Genomic DNA, 17174 nt, shown 5'->3' on the forward strand with positions numbered 1-17174 from the left:
ATAAGCAATCGTGCTTCACTAAATGCATGACTCCAGCACCCGGAAACGACGCCGGAAACACCATGGTCTTAGAGGCCGGCAACCTGTCGCGCGCTGGCGATCTCTTCCAACTTCTCCGCGACGGCCAAGCCCGGACACGCGCCGAACTTGCCCTCACCACCGGACTTGCCCGCTCAACCGTCGCTTCCCGCATCGACGCCCTGATCAACTCCGGGCTGGTCGGCCCGGCCGGTGAGGCAAGCTCCAGCGGCGGCAGGCCGCCGTCGCGCTTTGCCTTCAACCCGGCCGCGCGCGTCGTGCTGGCGGTCGACGTCGGAGCGACCCACGTGATTGTTGCCGTCACCGACCTCGGGGGCAGCATCCTGGCGGAGCGCCGGCTGGGACAGGAAGTCGCCGACGGTCCCGAGGTAGTGCTGGGCCGCGTGGTTTCAGCAGGCCGGGAGCTGCTTGCCGAAGCCGGACGGGAACCGGGCGACCTCGCCGGGATAGGCATCGGCCTCCCCGGGCCCGTGGAGCATGACACGGGGCGGCCCGTGAAGCCGCCGATCATGCCGGGCTGGGACGGATTCGACGTCGTCACTTACGTTCAGCGCTCGCTGCCTGTTCCCGTACTGGTGGACAACGACGTCAACATCATGGCCCTGGGGGAGCGGACCGCCTACTGGCCGGACCACGACAACTTCCTGTTCATCAAGGTGGCCACCGGCATCGGTGCGGGCATCATCAGCAGTGGTGAGCTGCAGCGGGGTGCCAACGGCACCGCCGGCGACCTCGGCCACGTCCGGGTGCCACGTGGCGACGACGTCCTCTGCCGCTGCGGCAACTACGGGTGCCTTGAAGCGCTCGCCTCCGGTCCCGCCGTCGCGCATCAACTGCAAACGCAGGGGCTGGAAGCCACCAACGGCGCCGATGTCCTGCGGCTCGTGGGCGAGGGAAACCTCCAGGCTATCCAGGCGCTGCGACAGGCCGGACGCGATGTCGGAGATGTCCTGGCAACCGTGGTCAACCTGCTCAACCCCTCCATGATCATCATTGGCGGCAGCGTGGGGGAGGCAGGCGAACACCTTGTGGCGGGAATCCGCGAAGTGGTCTACCGGCGATCGTTGCCGTTGGCCACCACGCATCTTCGGATCGGCATTTCCATGGCCGGAGACCGCTCCGCGATCCTGGGTGCCAGCCAGATGGTGACCCAGTACGTTCTCTCGCCTGCGGTGATTGAGGCCACACTCCAAGCGACGGGCTAGGCCTTCATGGATGCCGTGGGGCGGCCGGGGGCGTGATAGCAATGAAACTGATGAAAACGCTTCCTGTCCCTTTCCGGTCCGCACCATGAGCCAGTTCCTCGCCAAAGTTCCCCGAGGCTGGCTGATCCTCGCCTGCATAGGGCTGATTGCCTTGAACATGCGCGGACCGTTCGTCGCCGTGGCGCCCGTAGTGGATCTGCTCCGACAGGACCTTGGCTTCTCCCCGGTTGAACTCGGACTGCTGACAGGCATCCCCGTGCTCTGCTTCTCCCTGGCTTCGCCGTTGGCTTCGTTGGCCGGACGCCGACTGGGCGCCGAATTCGCCGTCATGCTCACGTTGCTCGGCGTGCTGGCCGGTGTGGTGATCCGTTCCAGCGGCGGTGGGGCCCTGGTCATGGCCGGCACAGTGGTCATTGGCGTGGCCATCACCATCGGCAACATCGCCGTGCCGCTGATCATCCGCCGCGACTTCGCTCCCCGCCGGCAAGCGACAGCGATGGGCGTCTACACCGCGGCCCTGAACATCGGTTCGTTCCTCACCTCAGTGGCCACGGCTCCGCTGGCCGAGCTGGTGGGGTGGCGGCTTTCCTTGGCTGCCAGCGCGCTGCTGGCCTTGGCGGCAATCCTGTTTTGGGTGCCCACAGTGGGTACGCGCCGGGCCTTTGTCCCAGCCGCGGTTGAGGCTGCCGTCCCTTCAGGTTCGGGACCCGTTGCGGGGGTGGGCTGGTTGACCGTCGGCCTGACGCTCGGCTTCGCCGGCCAGGCGTTCTCCTACTACGGCGTCACCGCGTGGCTGCCAAGCTTCCTGTCCGACGAACTCGCCATGGGCACGGCCGAGGCCGGCGCGGGCTCCTCACTCTTCCAGATCTTCGCGATTGTGGGCGGCCTGGGCGTCCCGCTCCTGGCCCGTTTCACCAGTACGACGACGGTTGCGGTCACCTTGAGTGCGATGTGGCTGACCGTTCCCGTTGGCTTGTTGCTGGCCCCGGGCTTCTGGTGGTTGTGGTCCTCGCTGGGAGGCGTTGCCCAGGGTGGTGGAATTACGGTGATCTTCATTGCGATCATCAAGTTCGCCCGCTCGCAGGCCGCCGCAGGGAAGATGTCCGCCGTGGTCCAGGGTGTTGGCTACTGTTTTGCTGCCTTGGCGCCCACCGTTGTCGGATACGTGCACAGTGTTACCGACGGCTGGACGGGTCCGCTCTTCGTGATCCTCGGATCGGTGCTCGCGTTCTGTGTGTGCACGACGTTGTCCGTGCGCTGGGTGGCCCGGCAGCGCTAAGGGGCCGGGCCGCTCCGGGCCGCTGGGCCCCTCCAGCGGCTGATTCGGGGGTTCGCTGCACAGGATGCCGTGCGCACGGCATGGTGTGCAGCGAACCATCGAATCCGGAGGGCCTTGAGCATGGAAAAGCCCCGTTGCTGGGCTGCCTCCCCGACCATCGGGGTCACTTGTTGCGAAGAGTGCAGGCAGCCCAGCGTCGGGGCTTGGCGTGTCGACGACCAGTACAGTGCAGCTAGGCGGCGACGAGTTCCTCTTCCGTGGCCTCTTCACGGGCCTCGGTGAGGAAACGGGCGTAGGCGGGAATGGTCAGGAAGGTGGGGAATTCCTCAGCCAGGGTGACTTCCTCGAAGATGGCGCGGGCATCTGCAAAGCGATCCCCATCGAAGCGTTCCAGGCGGGCGAATTCCTCGTCCAACATGTCCTCTACCCATTCACGGCTGATGATGTCGCCCTGGTCAGTGATGGCGTGGGAGTGGATCCACTGCCACAGCTGGGACCGCGAAATTTCGGCGGTGGCGGCGTCCTCCATGAGGTTGTGGATGGCGACAGCGCCGTTGCCCCGCAGCCAGGACTCGATGTAGCGGATGCCTACCTCGATGTTCAGGCGTACCCCGGCCTCCGTGATGGTGCCCTCGGTGGTGGAGATGTCGATCAGCGCACGGTCATCCGGGGTGACGTCCTCGCGGGAACGGTCCAGCTGGTTGGGGCGGTCTCCGAGAACTGAGTCGAACACTTCGCGGCACACCGGCACCAGGTCCGGGTGGGCAACCCAGGAGCCGTCGAAACCGTCGTTGGCTTCACGGGTCTTGTCCGCACGGACCTTCTCGAACGAGGCGGTGTTGGCGGCCTCGTCCTTGCGGTTGGGAACAGCGGCAGCCATGCCACCGATCGCCATGGCACCGCGGCGGTGGCAGGCCCGGACCAGTTGCTCGGTGTAGGCCCGCATGAACGGCTGGGTCATGGTCACCTGGCCGCGGTCCGGGAGCACGAAACGCGGTCCGCGGGTCCGGAAGTTCTTGATCAGGGAGAAGATGTAGTCCCAGCGGCCGGCGTTCAAACCAGCTGCGTGGTCCCGCAGTTCGTAGAGGATCTCTTCCATCTCGAACGCTGCCGTGATGGTCTCGATCAACACCGTGGCGCGGATGGTGCCCTGCGGGATGCCGAGCAGATCCTGGGCCAGGACAAAGATGTCGTTCCACAGCCGTGCCTCGAGGTGGTTCTCGATCTTGGGCAGGTAGAAGTATGGGCCTTTGCCCTGCGCCAGCAAGCGGCGGGCGTTGTGGAAGAAGAACAGTCCGAAGTCCACGATTCCGCCGGCGATGGGTTTGCCGTCAATCAGCATGTGCTTCTCCGGCAGGTGCCAGCCACGGGGACGGACCACGATGGTGGGCAGATCCTCGGCCGCCTTGAGCTTGTATTCCTTGCCCTCGGGAGAGGTGAAATCGATCCGGCGCTCCAACGCGTCGGTCAGGTTCAGCTGGCCCTGGATGACGTTGCGCCACGTCGGCGTGGAGGAGTCCTCCATGTCGGCCAGCCACACCTTCGCACCGGAGTTCAGCGCGTTGATGGTCATCTTCTTGTCCACCGGACCCGTGATCTCAACACGGCGGTCCTCCAGTCCCGGTGCCGGGGGAGCGACCCGCCAGGACGGATCATTCCGGATACCCTCAGTTTCCGGGCGGAACCGCGGATCCTGACCGGCGGCGATCTGCCCACGGCGGGCATGCCGTGCCTGCATCAGCTCCTGACGACGATCAGCCGTAGCCCGGTGCAGTTGGCCGATGAACTCCAAAGCGTCCGGCGTGAGGACCTCGTTCTGCCGGCAAATGGGCTGAGCGGTCAAAGTGATGCCATTGATAGTGAAGTTGTCAGTGAAGCTGTTCATTTCAATCTCTCCTATGAGAAGCAAATGTTCGACGGCGGCAGTTGCATGAGCGGGCCAGGTTGGAGGGGGAAACCCTCCGCGTGCTATTCCCCATCCCGGCCGCATGGCCTCGCGGGGCTCGGCCGGCGGCCGGGACAGGGCCCCTTTTACGCACGCTTCCGGGTTCCCCCGCCAAGCCGGTGCGTTCACGCTCGGGCGACAATCGCCGTCGTGCCTTCCGGTGAGCGCAGCGAACAGCTCACCTTTGGGCGTTTGGTTAGTGGAATTGGCCCTCTTCGGTCGATCCGACCAGTGCGAGGGTGGATGCGTTCGGGTTGAGCGCGGTTGCGATGTCGTCGAAGTAGCCGGTGCCGACTTCGCGCTGGTGCTTGGTGGCGGTGTAGCCGCGGGACTCGGAAGCGAATTCCTTCTCCTGGAGCTCGACGTAGGCGCTCATACCTTCACGGGCGTAACCGTGGGCGAGGTCGAACATCGAGTAGTTCAGAGCGTGGAAGCCGGCCAAAGTGATGAACTGGAACGTGAAGCCCATGGCACCGAGTTCGCGCTGGAACTTGGCGATCGTGGTGTCGTCCAGGTGCTTGCGCCAGTTGAAGGACGGGGAGCAGTTGTAGGAGAGCATCTGGTCCGGGAACTCGGCCTTGACCGATTCGGCGAACTTGCGGGCCAGCTCCAGGTCCGGGGTGCCGGTCTCCATCCAGATGAGGTCGGAGTACGGTGCGTAGGCCTTGGCACGGGCGATGCAGGGTTCGATGCCGTTGCGGACTTTGTAGAAGCCCTCAGCGGTACGTTCGCCGGTGATGAATTCCTGGTCGCGCTCGTCAACGTCGGAGGTGATCAGGGTTGCTGCTTCGGCGTCGGTGCGGGCGATGACCACCGTCGGGGTACCGGCGACGTCGGCTGCCAGGCGGGCTGCGTTCAGGGTCCGGATGTGCTGCTGGGTGGGGATCAGCACCTTGCCGCCCAGGTGGCCGCACTTCTTTTCCGAAGCGAGCTGGTCTTCCCAGTGAACGCCCGAGGCACCTGCGGTAATCATGGATTTCATAAGCTCGTAGGCGTTCAGCGGGCCACCAAAGCCTGCTTCGGCGTCCGCGACGATCGGGACCAGCCAGTCTTCGACGGTCTTGACGCCTTCGGCATACTCGATCTGGTCCGCACGGAGCAGCGCGTTGTTGATGCGGCGGACAACCTGCGGCACCGAGTTGGCCGGGTACAGGGACTGGTCCGGGTAGGTCTGGCCCGACAGGTTGGCGTCGGCGGCCACCTGCCAGCCGGAGAGGTAGATGGCGCGGAGGCCGGCCTTGACCTGCTGCACAGCCTGGTTACCGGTCAGTGCGCCCAGGGCGTTGGTGTAGCCGCCGGTGGGAGCTTCCTCGGTGAGCTGCTTCCAGAGCTTCTCGGAACCGCGGCGGGCCAGGGTGTGCTCTTCGGAGACGCGGCCACGGAGGCGGACAACGTCGGAAGCCGAGTAATCACGGGTGACGCCTTCCCACCGCGGGTTGGCGGACCATTCGAGTTCCAGCGCTGCTGCCTGCTCGCTTGCTGTCTCCTGTGCGGAGTGCTGTTCTGCTGGTTCAAACGATGCGGTCATTGCATGTCTCCTAATAATCCAAGCGGGGCTCCCCGGGCCGGCCTCCGCTGCACCTTTGCTGCATCGGCCGGCTTACCCGGGTCTGTATTTCTTTTTCGTAAGACCTACTTTTCTGCACTTCCAAGAGGGTTGCTAGAGGAAAACTATGGAAAGAAATGCACTTCTTCGCGTATTCTCAAGAAATGTCGCCTGTGAGCTGGAATCGCGAAGTCGCGTCGCCGTCGTTGTCCCCTGCGTCCCCCGAACTGGACGTCATCAGCCTTGGCCGCCGCGTGCGCCATCTGCGCAAGCAGGCGGGGCTGACGCTCGATGACCTGAGTGCCGCCGTCGGGACCGCGCCAAGCCAGCTGAGCCTGATCGAAAACGGCAAGCGCGAACCCAAACTGGGGTTGCTTCAGCAGCTCGCTGCGTCCCTCAACGTGAGCATCGACCAACTGCTCGGGGCGGAGCCGCCAAGCCGTCGCGCGGCCCTGGAAATCGAGCTGGAACGGTACCAGCGCGGACCGCTCTACGAGTCGCTGAACCTGCCCAAAATCCGCATCAGCTCGCGGCTTCCGCTGGATGTTCTGGAGTCGCAGGTGGGGCTGCTTCAGGAACTCGAACGCAAACTTAACGAGCAAGTCGCGACGCCTGAAGAGGCCCGCCGCGCGAACGGCGAGTTGCGTGCCATGATGCGTGAGCGCGGTAACTATTTCCCCGAGTATGAAGCCGAGGCACAGAAGGTCCTCAAAGGGGTCGGGTACACCACCGGTCCGCTCAGCCAGCACGTCATTGCTGACATCGCCGAGAACCTTGGTTTCTCCCTCCATCACGTGGGCGATCTGCCGCACTCGACGCGGTCCGTGACCGATTTGAAGAACCGCAGAATTTATCTGACGCAGAACCAGCGCCAGGATCACGACCCCCGCTCAGTCCTGCTTCAGGCGCTGGGTCACTATGTCCTGGGGCATGAAACTCCGCGGAACTATGGGGACTTCCTGGCGCAGCGGGTGGCCACTAACTACTTCGCTGCGGCATTGCTGCTGCCGGAGCAGGCCACGGTGGAGTTCCTCCAAAAGGCCAAGGCCGCCAAGGAAATCGCTGTGGAGGACATCCGCGACGCCTTCGCTGTGTCCTACGAGACCGCCGCGCACCGGTTCACGAACCTGGCCACCAAGCACCTGGGCATCACCACGCACTTTCAGAAAACCCACCAGTCGGGCATCATCTACAAGGCCTACGAGAACGATGGCGTGACCTTCCCGCAGGACCACACCGGGGCGATCGAGGGCCAACCGTCGTGCAAAGCGTGGACATCCCGGGCCGTTTTCGATGTGCCGGACAAGTTCAGCGCCTACAGCCAGTACACGGATACGCCGTCCGGCACGTACTGGTGCACGGCCCGGACGGAGCGCTCGGCAGCCGGTGAATTTTCTTTGAGCATCGGGGTGCCCTACCAGCACGTGAAGTGGTTCCGCGGCCGGGAGACGACTGCCCGTGCAACCTCGAACTGCCCGGACCCGAACTGCTGCAAGCGGCCGCCTGCCTCGCTGGCGAACGAGTGGGCCGGCAACGCATGGCCTTCCGCCCGGGCCCACTCGCACCTGCTTGCCGCCATGCCTCCGGGCGCGTTCCCGGGCGTGGACGAGACCGAGGTCTACTCCTTCCTGGCGGCGCACTCCGAGCGCTGACGTCCACGCTCTATCACGTCCCGCGTGTTTTGGCTGGACGCTCGCTCACGTTCCGGGTGTTTGGGGGTGACGCTTGCTCACGTTCCGGGTGTTTGGGGGTGACGCTTGCTCAGCAGCGTTCGGAATCGGAGTCTCCGCTGCCATGCGGGCGACTAGTTGGAATGGTTTGTCCTCAATGCTAAAGAGGTGGCAGGGTGACCAGCTTTTGATCAATCGCGCACCAGGTTCGCGGTGGTCCCGCTGCTGAACGTGTGAAGACGTGGTAAGCCCACGTCATCGGCGGGACCGCAAAGCTCGGGCGTGGACAGCTGGAAGAGTGCATCTGCCAAGAAATCGCGTTCCTGCGGGTTCAGTGCAATATCTTCGCGTCCCTGCAGCTCCTCCGCCCATGCGCAAAGATCATCTGCACTGATCTTCCCAGCCCAGAATTCGTCAAGGGCGTGGCCGATATCCTGAGCGAAAGCAGTGGCTAGCTCCTCTTGGGAGGACCATTCAAACGTCAACAATCGAGCTGACAACTCGGCTAATGGACGACGCAACTGTATGGGGTCATAGAGCGCTTCGCGTATTTGATCCTGCGACACCACGGAAGTTCCCCCTTCGGTCCACTAACCGCGGAAATCATCCCAACTGGCTGGAAGTCATTCACACTTCTCGGCGTCCGTTAAGGGACCGATGCTTGCGGGAGCATTACTGCCGTGGACATTCCGGAAGTCCGTCGCAGTAATTTCTAGATACATGACGGCACTCGAACCACGACTGGCAGCGTGACGTGTTGAACTGGAACGAGTAACCCTCCGGCTAGATTTATTGCGTGAGTTCTCTTGTTGAAGAAGCCCTAGAGGTGCTTTATGCGGCGAAGGTTCCTCTGGCTCCGGGCTTATCGCCATGGCAGCTCGAGGATGTTGAAGAGCAGTTCTCGTTCGAGTTCAGTCCTGATCATGCGCGGTTTTTGAGTCTGGCGATGCCTATAGGCCCTGGCTGGGTTGATTGGCTGGGCGACCCCGTCGGAATTCAGAAGAGGCTCGACTGGCCGCGCGATGGCGTGTTGTTTGACGTTCGGGAGAGTGCTTTCTGGCCTGAGGAATGGGGCGAGCGGCCAACCGAAGTTGAGGAAGCCCTCCCAGCGGCACGTCAGCGATTGCGCGCGGTGCCTGTCCTCGTCCCGATCTATTCGCACCGTTTCATGCCCGCAGCTCCTGCACTCGCCGGCAGCCCGGTTTTTTCCGTGTATCAAACTGATGTGATCTACTACGGCAGCGATCTCGCCTCCTACTTTCAAAGAGAGTTCTTCAACACTGCTGACCGAAAATCATCCCCGCATCGCATCGAGTTCTGGTCTGACCTGGCAGAGGGCCGGTGGATCTAAAGGCGTCTGCTAAGGGAAGCGTCGGGTGGGCAAAACTTGATTGCGGACTTCATCGAAGCCTGGAAAAAACTGCACAACGAGGCAGTAGGAAGGTGCACCGTGAAGGATCCCGTTGCGGAGCATGCTACCGAGACCGTCGTTGCGGTGATCCTCCACGACGAAAGCGTTCCCCAGCTGGAGTCAGGCACAACACTCAACGGGGCTCCCGGCGTCCGGTGAAAGATCGTTACCCGGACACATCTACCGGCCGGGATGCGGCCAAGTGACCAAGTTCAACTGGGCGTAGACAAGCTGTGCTGCATTCCGGCTCCCGCCGCGTTACTCTATCGTCAGAGTCTTTTGGCGATACGGGGGCGTCTTATGAATGAAGGCAACACCGCTTTTACAGTTGCCTTTCCCGAGGCTAAAAGAACGAGAACGGCCAGCACCTTGGCCACAGCTTCCTTCCTGGTGTTCTGGATTCTGTGGGGTATCGATTCTTTCGGGGGTTCGGATGTCCCGGACCTTCCGTGGTTCAGCCTAAGGCTCATCTCATTCGCGCTGTTCGTGGCATTTTCCATTTACGGGTGGCGGAAGCAGAAAGAGCTTGCACCCCTCATCAACCAGCGATTCGCCGCAGAGTTTGCCGCGCACACCAAAGAGGACTACCCAAAAGACGTTGACATCTTGAAAGTACAACAGTCTGTGGCTGTTATGAGGGCGGACGGATCAGTGCGCCTCTGGGGCGTGAAGAGTAAGAAGAACGTCTTCAACGTGTTCCCCATGACCTGAATCATTGCACACCCGGAATCTTCACCGGGGCGGGGTGTCGAATTCGGCATGCTATCGCTGGAGGCTCCAGGGATACTTACTCGTGGACTGCATGATCAGGTATCGATACGTTGCGCCCGTAATCGACGGGCATCCAACATGGACTTGGACGCCTGACAGGTCAGCGGCCGCACGGATGAACTCAGACCCTGTTGTCGATGATTGGGCAAGATCCGGTTGATGATCTTCCCGCCACAGAACGCATGGACTTGCTCGTCAGTCTGCTGGACTTCTAACCCCGTAAGCAGAAATACGCCATCCCTAGCACGCCTCGGTAGCCTTCTTCATATGCAGCGCGCTGTTCCTCATGTCTCGCGCGGACGTGCTCTGCCGCGGGGTGGTCGGCATCATGTGCTTCCAGCCAGCGGGTGAACCTGTCGCGATACCCGGCCTCAAAGACGTCCCACTCCTGAACGCTTGCCTGGTCGTGGTCCACTACCTCGAAACCAGCAGCCCTGATCTGATCGCGTAGCGCATGTTCTGTCAGGTACTCGTCATCACGCCCAGCGAGTGGTGCGGTGGCCGCGGGATGAGGTGCTGCTGACCAGATTGCCTCGCCATAGACGAGCCTTCCGCCGGGCAGCACCAAAGCCCGAAGGGCCCGCAGGGCTGCGGCGTAGTCAAGCGGCTGCGCGTCCTCTACCGGCGGTCCCCAGATCTGGCTCGCACCGATGCAGATGACCGCGTCTGCGGGCCGATCCTGGGCTTCCAGCCCGGGCACTGAATCAAAAGTCACTCTCTCAAGCAGTGCACGAGCCAAGGCTTGTTGCCTGGCCCGGTTGATGAACACGGAAGCACTGTCCACTCCGCGTCCACGAGCCTGCGGGGCCGAGTCCAAGACCCGAAGAAGCAGTTCACCCCATCCGCACCCCATGTCCAGAACCTCAGCCGGCGCCGGGTCGGTCAGGAATGCCACAAGGTGTGCAGCACGTTCTTCGGAGAGCGGGGTAAGCCAGGTCAAGGACTCGTACAGGGGCGGCAGTTCAAGCGAAGTACTGTCGGTCACTCAATGATGTTCTCACGACTCATCGAAGCGACTGCTTGTCTACTCGCACTGCACTCCAGTTGGCTGCCGGGTGAGGAATCCATGGAGAAACCTCCCTCTGTCGCTGTACAGCGACATCGACTACCCCCAGAGCAGCTACCCCGTGGAGAAGCCGGATAGACTCCACTTATGGCCACTACAAGCGAGTCACCGTTGATGAGGCAAAGCCGCCTGCAGAGAGCACTGGCGCTCGTATTCGGCCTGTCGATGGTGGGTTTGTTGGCCTCGATTTTCCTGACGGGTGGTAGCCCGCTCTACCCGGGGATGACGGGACCGCTGCTGGTTCTGGTCTTCTTCCTCGCCGCCGCAGGTAGCGTCGCCGGATTGGCCATCACCAGGTCGAGGCGAGCTGCCGAGGAAGCCGTTCACGGCAACTAAGGGCCGAGCCTCAGCGGACCAAGCGGCCCACCAGCTCGGCCGCCGCACCCACAACCTCGTCCGCCTCACGCTTTGAGGTACTCAACGCCACTTCCTGCCCCGAAACAGTCACGATGTCCGTGATCACCGCTACCGTCAATCGACCGAGGGTGTCGTCGCTGGCGCCAAGCAGGACCGAGTTCTGCCGGACCCATTCGCGTCCGCGCTCGCGCCGCAAAACCTCGAAGCCCGGGGGAGTGTCGCCCTCAATGAACACCCTCTCCAGTTCCCGGTGCTTCCAGGTGTAGTCGAAGTAGCTGCGGCTGCCCACGTTGAACAGTGCCAGCGGGTCTGTCTCGCCTGCCTTGCGTGCCTTGGCCACTGCGGAAGCCACCAGTCGCTCATGTTCATTCTGGTAGTCGTTCCACAGGGCAAGGAACAGCTCGGTCTTGCCGCCGAAGTGGTGGTAGAGGCTGCCTACGCTCGATCCTGCGCGGGAAACAATGTCCGAGATGCTGGCATTGGTGAATCCATGTTCCACGAATACCCCGGCCGCCGCGTCCAGCAAGGTGCGCTGCGTAGCCGCCGTCCGGGTCCACTGCCAGGAGCCCGCGTTGCTGGCAACTTCGGAGGTCTTGCGGACCATGGTGGGGCTCCTCCCTCAGTCAGAACGAAGACCGGTGTGTCTGCTGCCTATTTTCTGGAATCCTACCCCCGGAATAATCCACATAGCGAACAGCGAACCTTGACGGACCAGCGATTGGAAGGAAATAATTCTGGAAGTCTGTTCTAGAAATACATATTGCGGCATGTATCCGAATGCTGCGATTTTTGACGTCGGACGCCCCGAAACCCGGGTGCCGTTTTCACCGTCGGGCTGCAACTGGTTGAATCGCTATATAGCGCCAACTGGTCGCAGCCAACCAAGCCAGAGAGGAACGCGGCCTGATGTCCGTTTCAAGCAAGTCGTCCGGGATCACGTCGAACAGGTGGTTCAAGCCCGTCGTCGTCACCGCAGGAGCTTTGGTGGTGGCACTGATCCTCGTGCTCGTTGCGCAATGGCTTCGGACCCTTCAGCCGGTCCAGCAGTTCCTGACGGACTACCCCGGCCATTCCGCAATCCCCGAAGGCACGCCCACGGGGTTCCCGGCCTGGCTTGGCTGGCAGCACTTCCTCAATATGTTCTTCATCGTTTTGATCATCCGTTCTGGCTGGCAGGTGCGCACCACCACTCGCCCGCCGGCGTACTGGACCCGGAACAACAAGGGCCTCATCAAGACAAAGAACCCACCCGCCAAAATCAGTTTGGACCTTTGGTTCCACCTGACGCTGGACGCCCTCTGGGTTTTGAACGGCATCATCTTCATCGTGCTCCTCTTCGCCACCGGCCAATGGTTGAGGATTGTTCCCACCAACTGGGACGTCTTCCCGAACGCCGTCTCGGCCGGCCTGCAGTACGCCTCCCTGAACTGGCCGGTGGAAAACGGTTGGAACAACTACAACAGCCTCCAGCTGCTGACGTACTTCATCACCGTCTTTATCGCCGCCCCGCTGGCCATCATCACGGGTATCCGGATGTCTGGGGCATGGCCCAAGAAAGCCGCGATCAACAAGTTCTACCCGATCGAACTGGCCCGCAAGATCCACTTCCCGGTGATGATCTACTTCGTAGCCTTCGTCATCGTCCACGTAACCCTGGTGCTGGCCACCGGTGCGTTGAACAACCTCAACCACATGTACGCCTCGAACAACGATTACAGCTGGTGGGGATTCGCCATCTTCGCAGCATCGATCGTGTTCACGGCGGCCGCTTGGTTCCTTGCCAGGCCACTGTTCCTGCGACCTATTGCCTCGCTCATGGGCAAAGTCTCGCGCTAAGCGCCTGCAAAAGAAGAGCCGCCCCGGAAGGCTTTCCAGGGCGGCTCTTTCGCGCGCAGGCGCTCGGCTTTCGTACGCGGGTGCCAGCCTCTCGCACGCAGGAGGCGCTAGCTCAGCGCGCCGCCCTGCCACAGGGCATCAAACGGCGCCCCCGAGGCCACACGGTTCTTGATACCCGCCGTCACGAAAGCCTTGGCCGTACGGGCTGCTTCCACCGGGGTTGCGCCCTTTGCCAACTCCGCGGTCACAGCAGCGGCAAGCGAGCAACCGGCGCCCGACACGGCAACCTCGCCCACCTTCGGGGCCCGCAGGACTTCCAGCGTGTCGCCGTCGTAGTAGACGTCGACGGCGTCCGGGCCTTCCAGCCGCACCCCGCCTTTGGCGAGGACTGCCGCGCCGCTGATTTCGTGGATGCGGATGGCAGCAGCCTTCAGCGATTCTTCGTCCGTGATGGTGAGCCCGGACAGCGACTCGGCTTCAAAATGGTTCGGCGTCACGAAGGTAGCCAGCGGCAGGATTTGTGCCTTCAAAGCCTGGTCGGTGTCCAGCGCGTGGCCCGGTTCCTGGCCCTTGCAGATCAACACCGGATCCAGCACCACGTGTTTGAACGAGCCGTCCGTCAAAGCCTTCTCCACCGTGCTGATGGTTGCCGGGCTTCCAAGCATGCCGATCTTCACGGTATTCAGAACCGACGGTGCGCCGGAAGCGGCGCCGTATGCCGCCGTCGTGGCTTCCAGCTGGTCCGCGATGACCTGCTGGTCCACCGGCACGAAGCGGTGGTTCCAGTTGTCCTTCGGGTTGAAGGAAACGATGCACGTGAGGTTCGCGATGCCGAACACTCCGAGTTCCTGGAAGGTCTTGAGGTCGGCCTGGGCGCCGGCGCCACCGGTCGCTTCGGAGCCGGCGATGGTCAGGGCAATGGCAGGGGCAACGGCAGAAGTCATGACTTCATTTTGGCAGTTGCTCCGGTTTGACTCCTAAACGGGGCTAGCCGTGCAACGCCCGGTAAGCGGCCTCAGCGGCCGGATGCAGCGGCACCCCGGCAGTGTTGATCAGCGTTTCGGGACTGAGGAACTGGACCCCTGCGCTGGACTTGGGAACCAGGTCCTGGGCCTGCTCCACCAAAAGTTCGACGGTCTGCCGGACAACGTGGTCGGCAAGATCGCTCCGGCACAGGAGAAGGTTGGCGACCCCCACCGTCCAGACGGCGGGCGCGTCCCCGTAACTGTTGGCAGGGATGAGGACCCGGTCGTAGAAGAAGCCTGACTGTGCTCGCGTTGCCGGAATCAGTTCGGAGAGATCAAGAAGCCGCACGCGAAGGTCCTGCGCAGCCGCGGCGATCGGCGCCGTCGGGACCCCTCCGGACTGGATCATGACGTCGATCGAACCATCGGCAAGGGCCGCGATCGCCTGGTTCAAGCCAAGATTGACCTGTTTCAAGGACCGGTCCGGCGTGGCGGACTGCGGTGCCAGCCCCGCTGCGGCGATGATCCTTCCGGCGGTGAGGGTGGTCCCCGAACCGACTTCGCCCACCCCCGCGGTCTTGCCGGCGAGATCCGCGAAGGACCGGATCGAACTGTCCTCCCGCACAATGCAGTGCACGTAGTTCTGATAGACCTTCCCCAAAGCCATCAGACGTCCTTCGCTGTGGCTGTTCGCGGCGGGTTGGGCTGCCGCATCGGCGAGGGCGACGGCGAAGGTCGCCTCGCCGGACAGCACCCGCTGGATGTTCTCAAGGCTCCCGCCGGTGGTCAGTGCCCGCGCCTTGTCGGCGATCCGTTCCCGTTGCAGCAGGTCCGCAAGGAGGGTGGCGAACTCAAGGTAGAAGCCGCCCGATTCGCCACCGGCCACCGTGAGTTCCTGCGGCCGTTCCTCCGCGGAGCAGCCAACCGTTGACGCCAGCAGGCCGAACGACACAGCTGCCCTCATGGCATTCCTTCGCGTCACTGTGCGGCTTTCAGGCATCGGAACCGCCCTGCGGGTGCACAAACTCGAGGCGCGCCGTCAGCCCGTGCGGCACGCGGGGTTCCAGCACCAACCTTGCTCCGTTCGCCTCGGCCAACCGTTCCACAATGGTCATGCCCAGGCCATTGCCCGGGATCTTGCTGTGCTGCGGCGCCCGCCAGAACCGGGTGGTTGACGCGGCAAGCTGATCGGCGGGGAGGCCGGGACCGTCGTCGGAAACCACGACGGCGGTGCCACCCGGGGTGGGTTCGGTCGCCACCGTGATGTGGGAACCTGGGGCGTATTTGACGGCATTGGCCAGAAGCTCGCCCACCATATGCGCAAGTTCTTCCGGATTGCAGGCGATGGTGATGGGCCGGACAGGCTCGAGAAGCGTGATCGTGGCACCTGCCTGAAGGGCAGAGGGCGTGGCCCGTTCCGCCTCACCTTGCAGGACAGGAAAAGGGTCGATGACCGTCAGGCGCTGGTGTCCCGTTTCCTGATCCCCGCGGGCAGCCCCGGCAGAGGCGCGATGTTCCGCGGTGGCCAGCTTCAGCACGCCGTCGAGCATTTCCTCCACGCGCTCAAGTTCAGCGACGACGCCCGAAGCGGCGGCCTTTTCCGGTTCCGATCGCAAGGCGACCTGCAGCAGATCGATCCGCAACCGCAACGCCCCCACCGGATTGCGGAGCTGGTGCGAGGTGTCGGCGATGAGCCGCCGCTGCGACTCCATGCTCTCGCTCACGGCCTGGGCCATGGTGGTGAAGGAGCGGCTGAGTTCGCGCAGCTCAGGCGGCCCGGCTTCAGGCAGTTGGGTGGTCGCGCCGGTGGTTTCGAGCTCGTGGACGGCTTTGCTGAGGCGCTGGACCGGGCGCAAAACCCAGCCGGTGATACGGGCAGCGGCCAGCAGGAGCAGCGCGCCAAGCGCCACGGCGGCAACGACGACGACGAGCCACCGCTCCCGTAGCTTCTGGCGGGCGGCGTCGAGGTTCACCTCCATGACAACTTCACCGAGAACCTGGCTGGCCGTGCCGAAGGACCTTGAGATGATCTCGTTGCCCGTCCCGAAGGCGCGGATTGGACTGAGCGTTGTGTCGCTCAGGTTCAGGCTTGCCCTGCCGAGCGCGTCCATGACCTCCGGTTGATCGTCGCGAAGGCCGCCGGAATGGATGCTCTGGCCTTGCATGTGGATCAGTATTCCTTCGCCGTAAAGCTCGGCGTAGCGGTCCATTTCACGCTGCAGTTGAGTGGTGTTATTGTCCTCCAGGGCGTCACTGGCCAGCTGGGCGAAGCGGTTGAGGGCAGCGACCCTGTTGATCTGCAGCTCTTGCGTGAGCTCCCGGCTGGCCGACGTCAGGATCACGCTGGACACCGTCACCACAATCACCACCACCAGCAGGCTGAGGATGCCCAGGACCCGGAGTTTCACGGCTGCTCGACGCGGTAGCCGACGCCCCGGACATTGATGATGAAGCCGGGCAGCTGGAGCTTGGACCTGAGACCGGTCAGGTGCACGTCCAACGACCGGGAGTGCGCAAGAAACGCGTCGCCCCAGAGGGCGTCCAGGATTTGTTCCCGGGTGACCACTGAGCCCGCATGCCTGACCAGCAGGCCCAGGAGGTCGAACTCCGTGGCGGTGAGGGCCAGTTGCTTGCCTCCGACCGACGCCACACGGCGGTCGAGGTCCACCTCCAGCTCACCGAGGGCGATAGTGTGTGGTGCTGCCTGGCCGCCGCGGTTGGTCCGGCGCGTCACCGCCTCGATCCTGGCGAGCAATTCCACGAGTTTCACGGGCTTCACCAGATAATCGTCGGCGCCCGAGCGAAGGCCAAGGACCACGCTCCGCTCGTCATCGCGGGCCGTCAGGATCAGGATGGGGATCTGCGTGACCTGGCGGAGTTTCCTGAGGACGTCCAGGCCATCAAGGTCCGGCAAGCCCAGATCGAGCAGGATGACCTCGTGCTGACGGTGGGCCAGGAGCGCGTCCTCGCCGCGGGAAACCCGGGTGTGCTTGTGCCCGGCAGAGGCGACGGCGGCGCTCAAGGCTGAGGCCATGGCGTCGTCATCCTCGACGATGAGCACATGCACGGTGTAGTCCTTCGGGG

The 17174-nt window shown here is 63.2% G+C and carries 16 protein-coding genes; 7 read left to right on the top strand and 9 right to left on the bottom strand.

What is annotated here, in order from left to right:
* Nucleotides 1–26 precede the first annotated feature (26 nt).
* Complete coding sequence (locus tag PYR64_RS01350) at nucleotides 27–1244, top strand: ROK family transcriptional regulator (protein WP_018778039.1); 1218 nt, start codon at nucleotides 27–29, stop codon at nucleotides 1242–1244.
* 85 nt (nucleotides 1245–1329) lie between these two features.
* On the top strand, nucleotides 1330–2523 hold the full coding sequence (locus tag PYR64_RS01355) for an MFS transporter (protein WP_110504932.1): 1194 nt from the start codon (nucleotides 1330–1332) through the stop codon (nucleotides 2521–2523).
* A 232-nt stretch (nucleotides 2524–2755) separates the two neighbouring features.
* Here the strand turns inward: PYR64_RS01355 and aceB are convergent, their stop codons facing one another.
* Nucleotides 2756–4408, bottom strand: coding sequence for a malate synthase A (aceB, locus tag PYR64_RS01360; RefSeq protein WP_079581590.1), 1653 nt, complete (start codon nucleotides 4406–4408; stop codon nucleotides 2756–2758).
* A gap of 256 nt (nucleotides 4409–4664) precedes the next feature.
* Complete coding sequence (gene aceA, locus PYR64_RS01365; RefSeq protein ID WP_275777861.1) at nucleotides 4665–5996, bottom strand: isocitrate lyase; 1332 nt, start codon at nucleotides 5994–5996, stop codon at nucleotides 4665–4667.
* Nucleotides 5997–6151: 155 nt separating this feature from the next.
* Between aceA and PYR64_RS01370 the strand changes: the two genes are divergently transcribed.
* Nucleotides 6152–7666: an XRE family transcriptional regulator gene (locus tag PYR64_RS01370; protein WP_020608529.1), complete on the top strand. Its 1515-nt coding sequence runs from the start codon at nucleotides 6152–6154 to the stop codon at nucleotides 7664–7666.
* 209 nt (nucleotides 7667–7875) lie between these two features.
* Here the strand turns inward: PYR64_RS01370 and PYR64_RS01375 are convergent, their stop codons facing one another.
* A complete protein-coding gene (locus PYR64_RS01375) occupies nucleotides 7876–8253 on the bottom strand; it encodes a hypothetical protein (RefSeq protein WP_275777862.1) in 378 nt (125 codons plus the stop codon).
* Nucleotides 8254–8480: 227 nt separating this feature from the next.
* Between PYR64_RS01375 and PYR64_RS01380 the strand changes: the two genes are divergently transcribed.
* Nucleotides 8481–9035: a hypothetical protein gene (locus PYR64_RS01380; protein WP_275777863.1), complete on the top strand. Its 555-nt coding sequence runs from the start codon at nucleotides 8481–8483 to the stop codon at nucleotides 9033–9035.
* Between the two features lie 360 nt (nucleotides 9036–9395).
* On the top strand, nucleotides 9396–9806 hold the full coding sequence (locus PYR64_RS01385; RefSeq protein WP_275777864.1) for a hypothetical protein: 411 nt from the start codon (nucleotides 9396–9398) through the stop codon (nucleotides 9804–9806).
* Between the two features lie 271 nt (nucleotides 9807–10077).
* On the opposite strand, the gene PYR64_RS01390 is transcribed toward PYR64_RS01385, so the two are convergent.
* The gene (locus tag PYR64_RS01390; protein WP_193590852.1) at nucleotides 10078–10851 is read right to left on the bottom strand and encodes a class I SAM-dependent methyltransferase; all 774 of its coding nucleotides are present in this window, start codon (nucleotides 10849–10851) and stop codon (nucleotides 10078–10080) included.
* A gap of 168 nt (nucleotides 10852–11019) precedes the next feature.
* Here PYR64_RS01390 and PYR64_RS01395 point away from each other — a divergent pair, with 168 nt between their 5' ends.
* Complete coding sequence (locus tag PYR64_RS01395; protein WP_275777865.1) at nucleotides 11020–11268, top strand: hypothetical protein; 249 nt, start codon at nucleotides 11020–11022, stop codon at nucleotides 11266–11268.
* Nucleotides 11269–11278: 10 nt separating this feature from the next.
* Here PYR64_RS01395 and PYR64_RS01400 read toward each other — a convergent pair whose 3' ends face one another.
* A complete protein-coding gene (locus PYR64_RS01400) occupies nucleotides 11279–11893 on the bottom strand; it encodes a TetR/AcrR family transcriptional regulator (protein ID WP_055976915.1) in 615 nt (204 codons plus the stop codon).
* A 302-nt stretch (nucleotides 11894–12195) separates the two neighbouring features.
* Between PYR64_RS01400 and PYR64_RS01405 the strand changes: the two genes are divergently transcribed.
* Nucleotides 12196–13125: a cytochrome b/b6 domain-containing protein gene (locus PYR64_RS01405; protein ID WP_275777866.1), complete on the top strand. Its 930-nt coding sequence runs from the start codon at nucleotides 12196–12198 to the stop codon at nucleotides 13123–13125.
* 107 nt (nucleotides 13126–13232) lie between these two features.
* Here the strand turns inward: PYR64_RS01405 and PYR64_RS01410 are convergent, their stop codons facing one another.
* Genes PYR64_RS01410 through PYR64_RS01425 form a run of 4 tightly spaced genes read right to left on the bottom strand, consistent with a single transcriptional unit; the run spans nucleotide 13233 to nucleotide 17157 of the window.
* Nucleotides 13233–14069, bottom strand: coding sequence for a hydroxymethylpyrimidine/phosphomethylpyrimidine kinase (locus PYR64_RS01410; RefSeq protein ID WP_275777867.1), 837 nt, complete (start codon nucleotides 14067–14069; stop codon nucleotides 13233–13235).
* Nucleotides 14070–14112: 43 nt separating this feature from the next.
* Entirely contained in the window at nucleotides 14113–15054 is a 942-nt protein-coding gene (locus tag PYR64_RS01415) for a TAXI family TRAP transporter solute-binding subunit (RefSeq protein ID WP_275777868.1), read from the bottom strand.
* 28 nt (nucleotides 15055–15082) lie between these two features.
* Complete coding sequence (locus tag PYR64_RS01420) at nucleotides 15083–16498, bottom strand: HAMP domain-containing sensor histidine kinase (RefSeq protein WP_275777869.1); 1416 nt, start codon at nucleotides 16496–16498, stop codon at nucleotides 15083–15085.
* Nucleotides 16495–17157 (bottom strand): response regulator transcription factor, encoded by a 663-nt coding sequence (locus PYR64_RS01425; RefSeq protein ID WP_018778026.1) that lies wholly within the window; start codon nucleotides 17155–17157, stop codon nucleotides 16495–16497. The genes PYR64_RS01420 and PYR64_RS01425 overlap by 4 nt, the downstream gene beginning before the upstream one ends.
* Between the last annotated feature and the right edge of the window lie 17 nt (nucleotides 17158–17174).

Origin of the sequence: Paenarthrobacter sp. Y-19, from assembly GCF_029223985.1 — a bacterium.
Classification (GTDB): Bacteria; Actinomycetota; Actinomycetes; order Actinomycetales; family Micrococcaceae; genus Arthrobacter; species Arthrobacter nicotinovorans.

What these genes read in the sequence shown, in the direction of transcription:
- aceA (WP_275777861.1), bottom strand. Translation starts at nt 5,996, where the DNA reads ATGACCGCATCGTTTGAACCAGCAGAACAGCACTCCGCACAGGAGACA.
- PYR64_RS01400 (WP_055976915.1), bottom strand. Translation starts at nt 11,893, where the DNA reads ATGGTCCGCAAGACCTCCGAAGTTGCCAGCAACGCGGGCTCCTGGCAG.
- PYR64_RS01355 (WP_110504932.1), top strand. Translation starts at nt 1,330, where the DNA reads ATGAGCCAGTTCCTCGCCAAAGTTCCCCGAGGCTGGCTGATCCTCGCC.
- PYR64_RS01350 (WP_018778039.1), top strand. Translation starts at nt 27, where the DNA reads ATGACTCCAGCACCCGGAAACGACGCCGGAAACACCATGGTCTTAGAG.
- PYR64_RS01385 (WP_275777864.1), top strand. Translation starts at nt 9,396, where the DNA reads ATGAATGAAGGCAACACCGCTTTTACAGTTGCCTTTCCCGAGGCTAAA.
- PYR64_RS01370 (WP_020608529.1), top strand. Translation starts at nt 6,152, where the DNA reads ATGCACTTCTTCGCGTATTCTCAAGAAATGTCGCCTGTGAGCTGGAAT.
- aceB (WP_079581590.1), bottom strand. Translation starts at nt 4,408, where the DNA reads ATGAACAGCTTCACTGACAACTTCACTATCAATGGCATCACTTTGACC.
- PYR64_RS01395 (WP_275777865.1), top strand. Translation starts at nt 11,020, where the DNA reads ATGGCCACTACAAGCGAGTCACCGTTGATGAGGCAAAGCCGCCTGCAG.
- PYR64_RS01415 (WP_275777868.1), bottom strand. Translation starts at nt 15,054, where the DNA reads ATGAGGGCAGCTGTGTCGTTCGGCCTGCTGGCGTCAACGGTTGGCTGC.
- PYR64_RS01405 (WP_275777866.1), top strand. Translation starts at nt 12,196, where the DNA reads ATGTCCGTTTCAAGCAAGTCGTCCGGGATCACGTCGAACAGGTGGTTC.
- PYR64_RS01410 (WP_275777867.1), bottom strand. Translation starts at nt 14,069, where the DNA reads ATGACTTCTGCCGTTGCCCCTGCCATTGCCCTGACCATCGCCGGCTCC.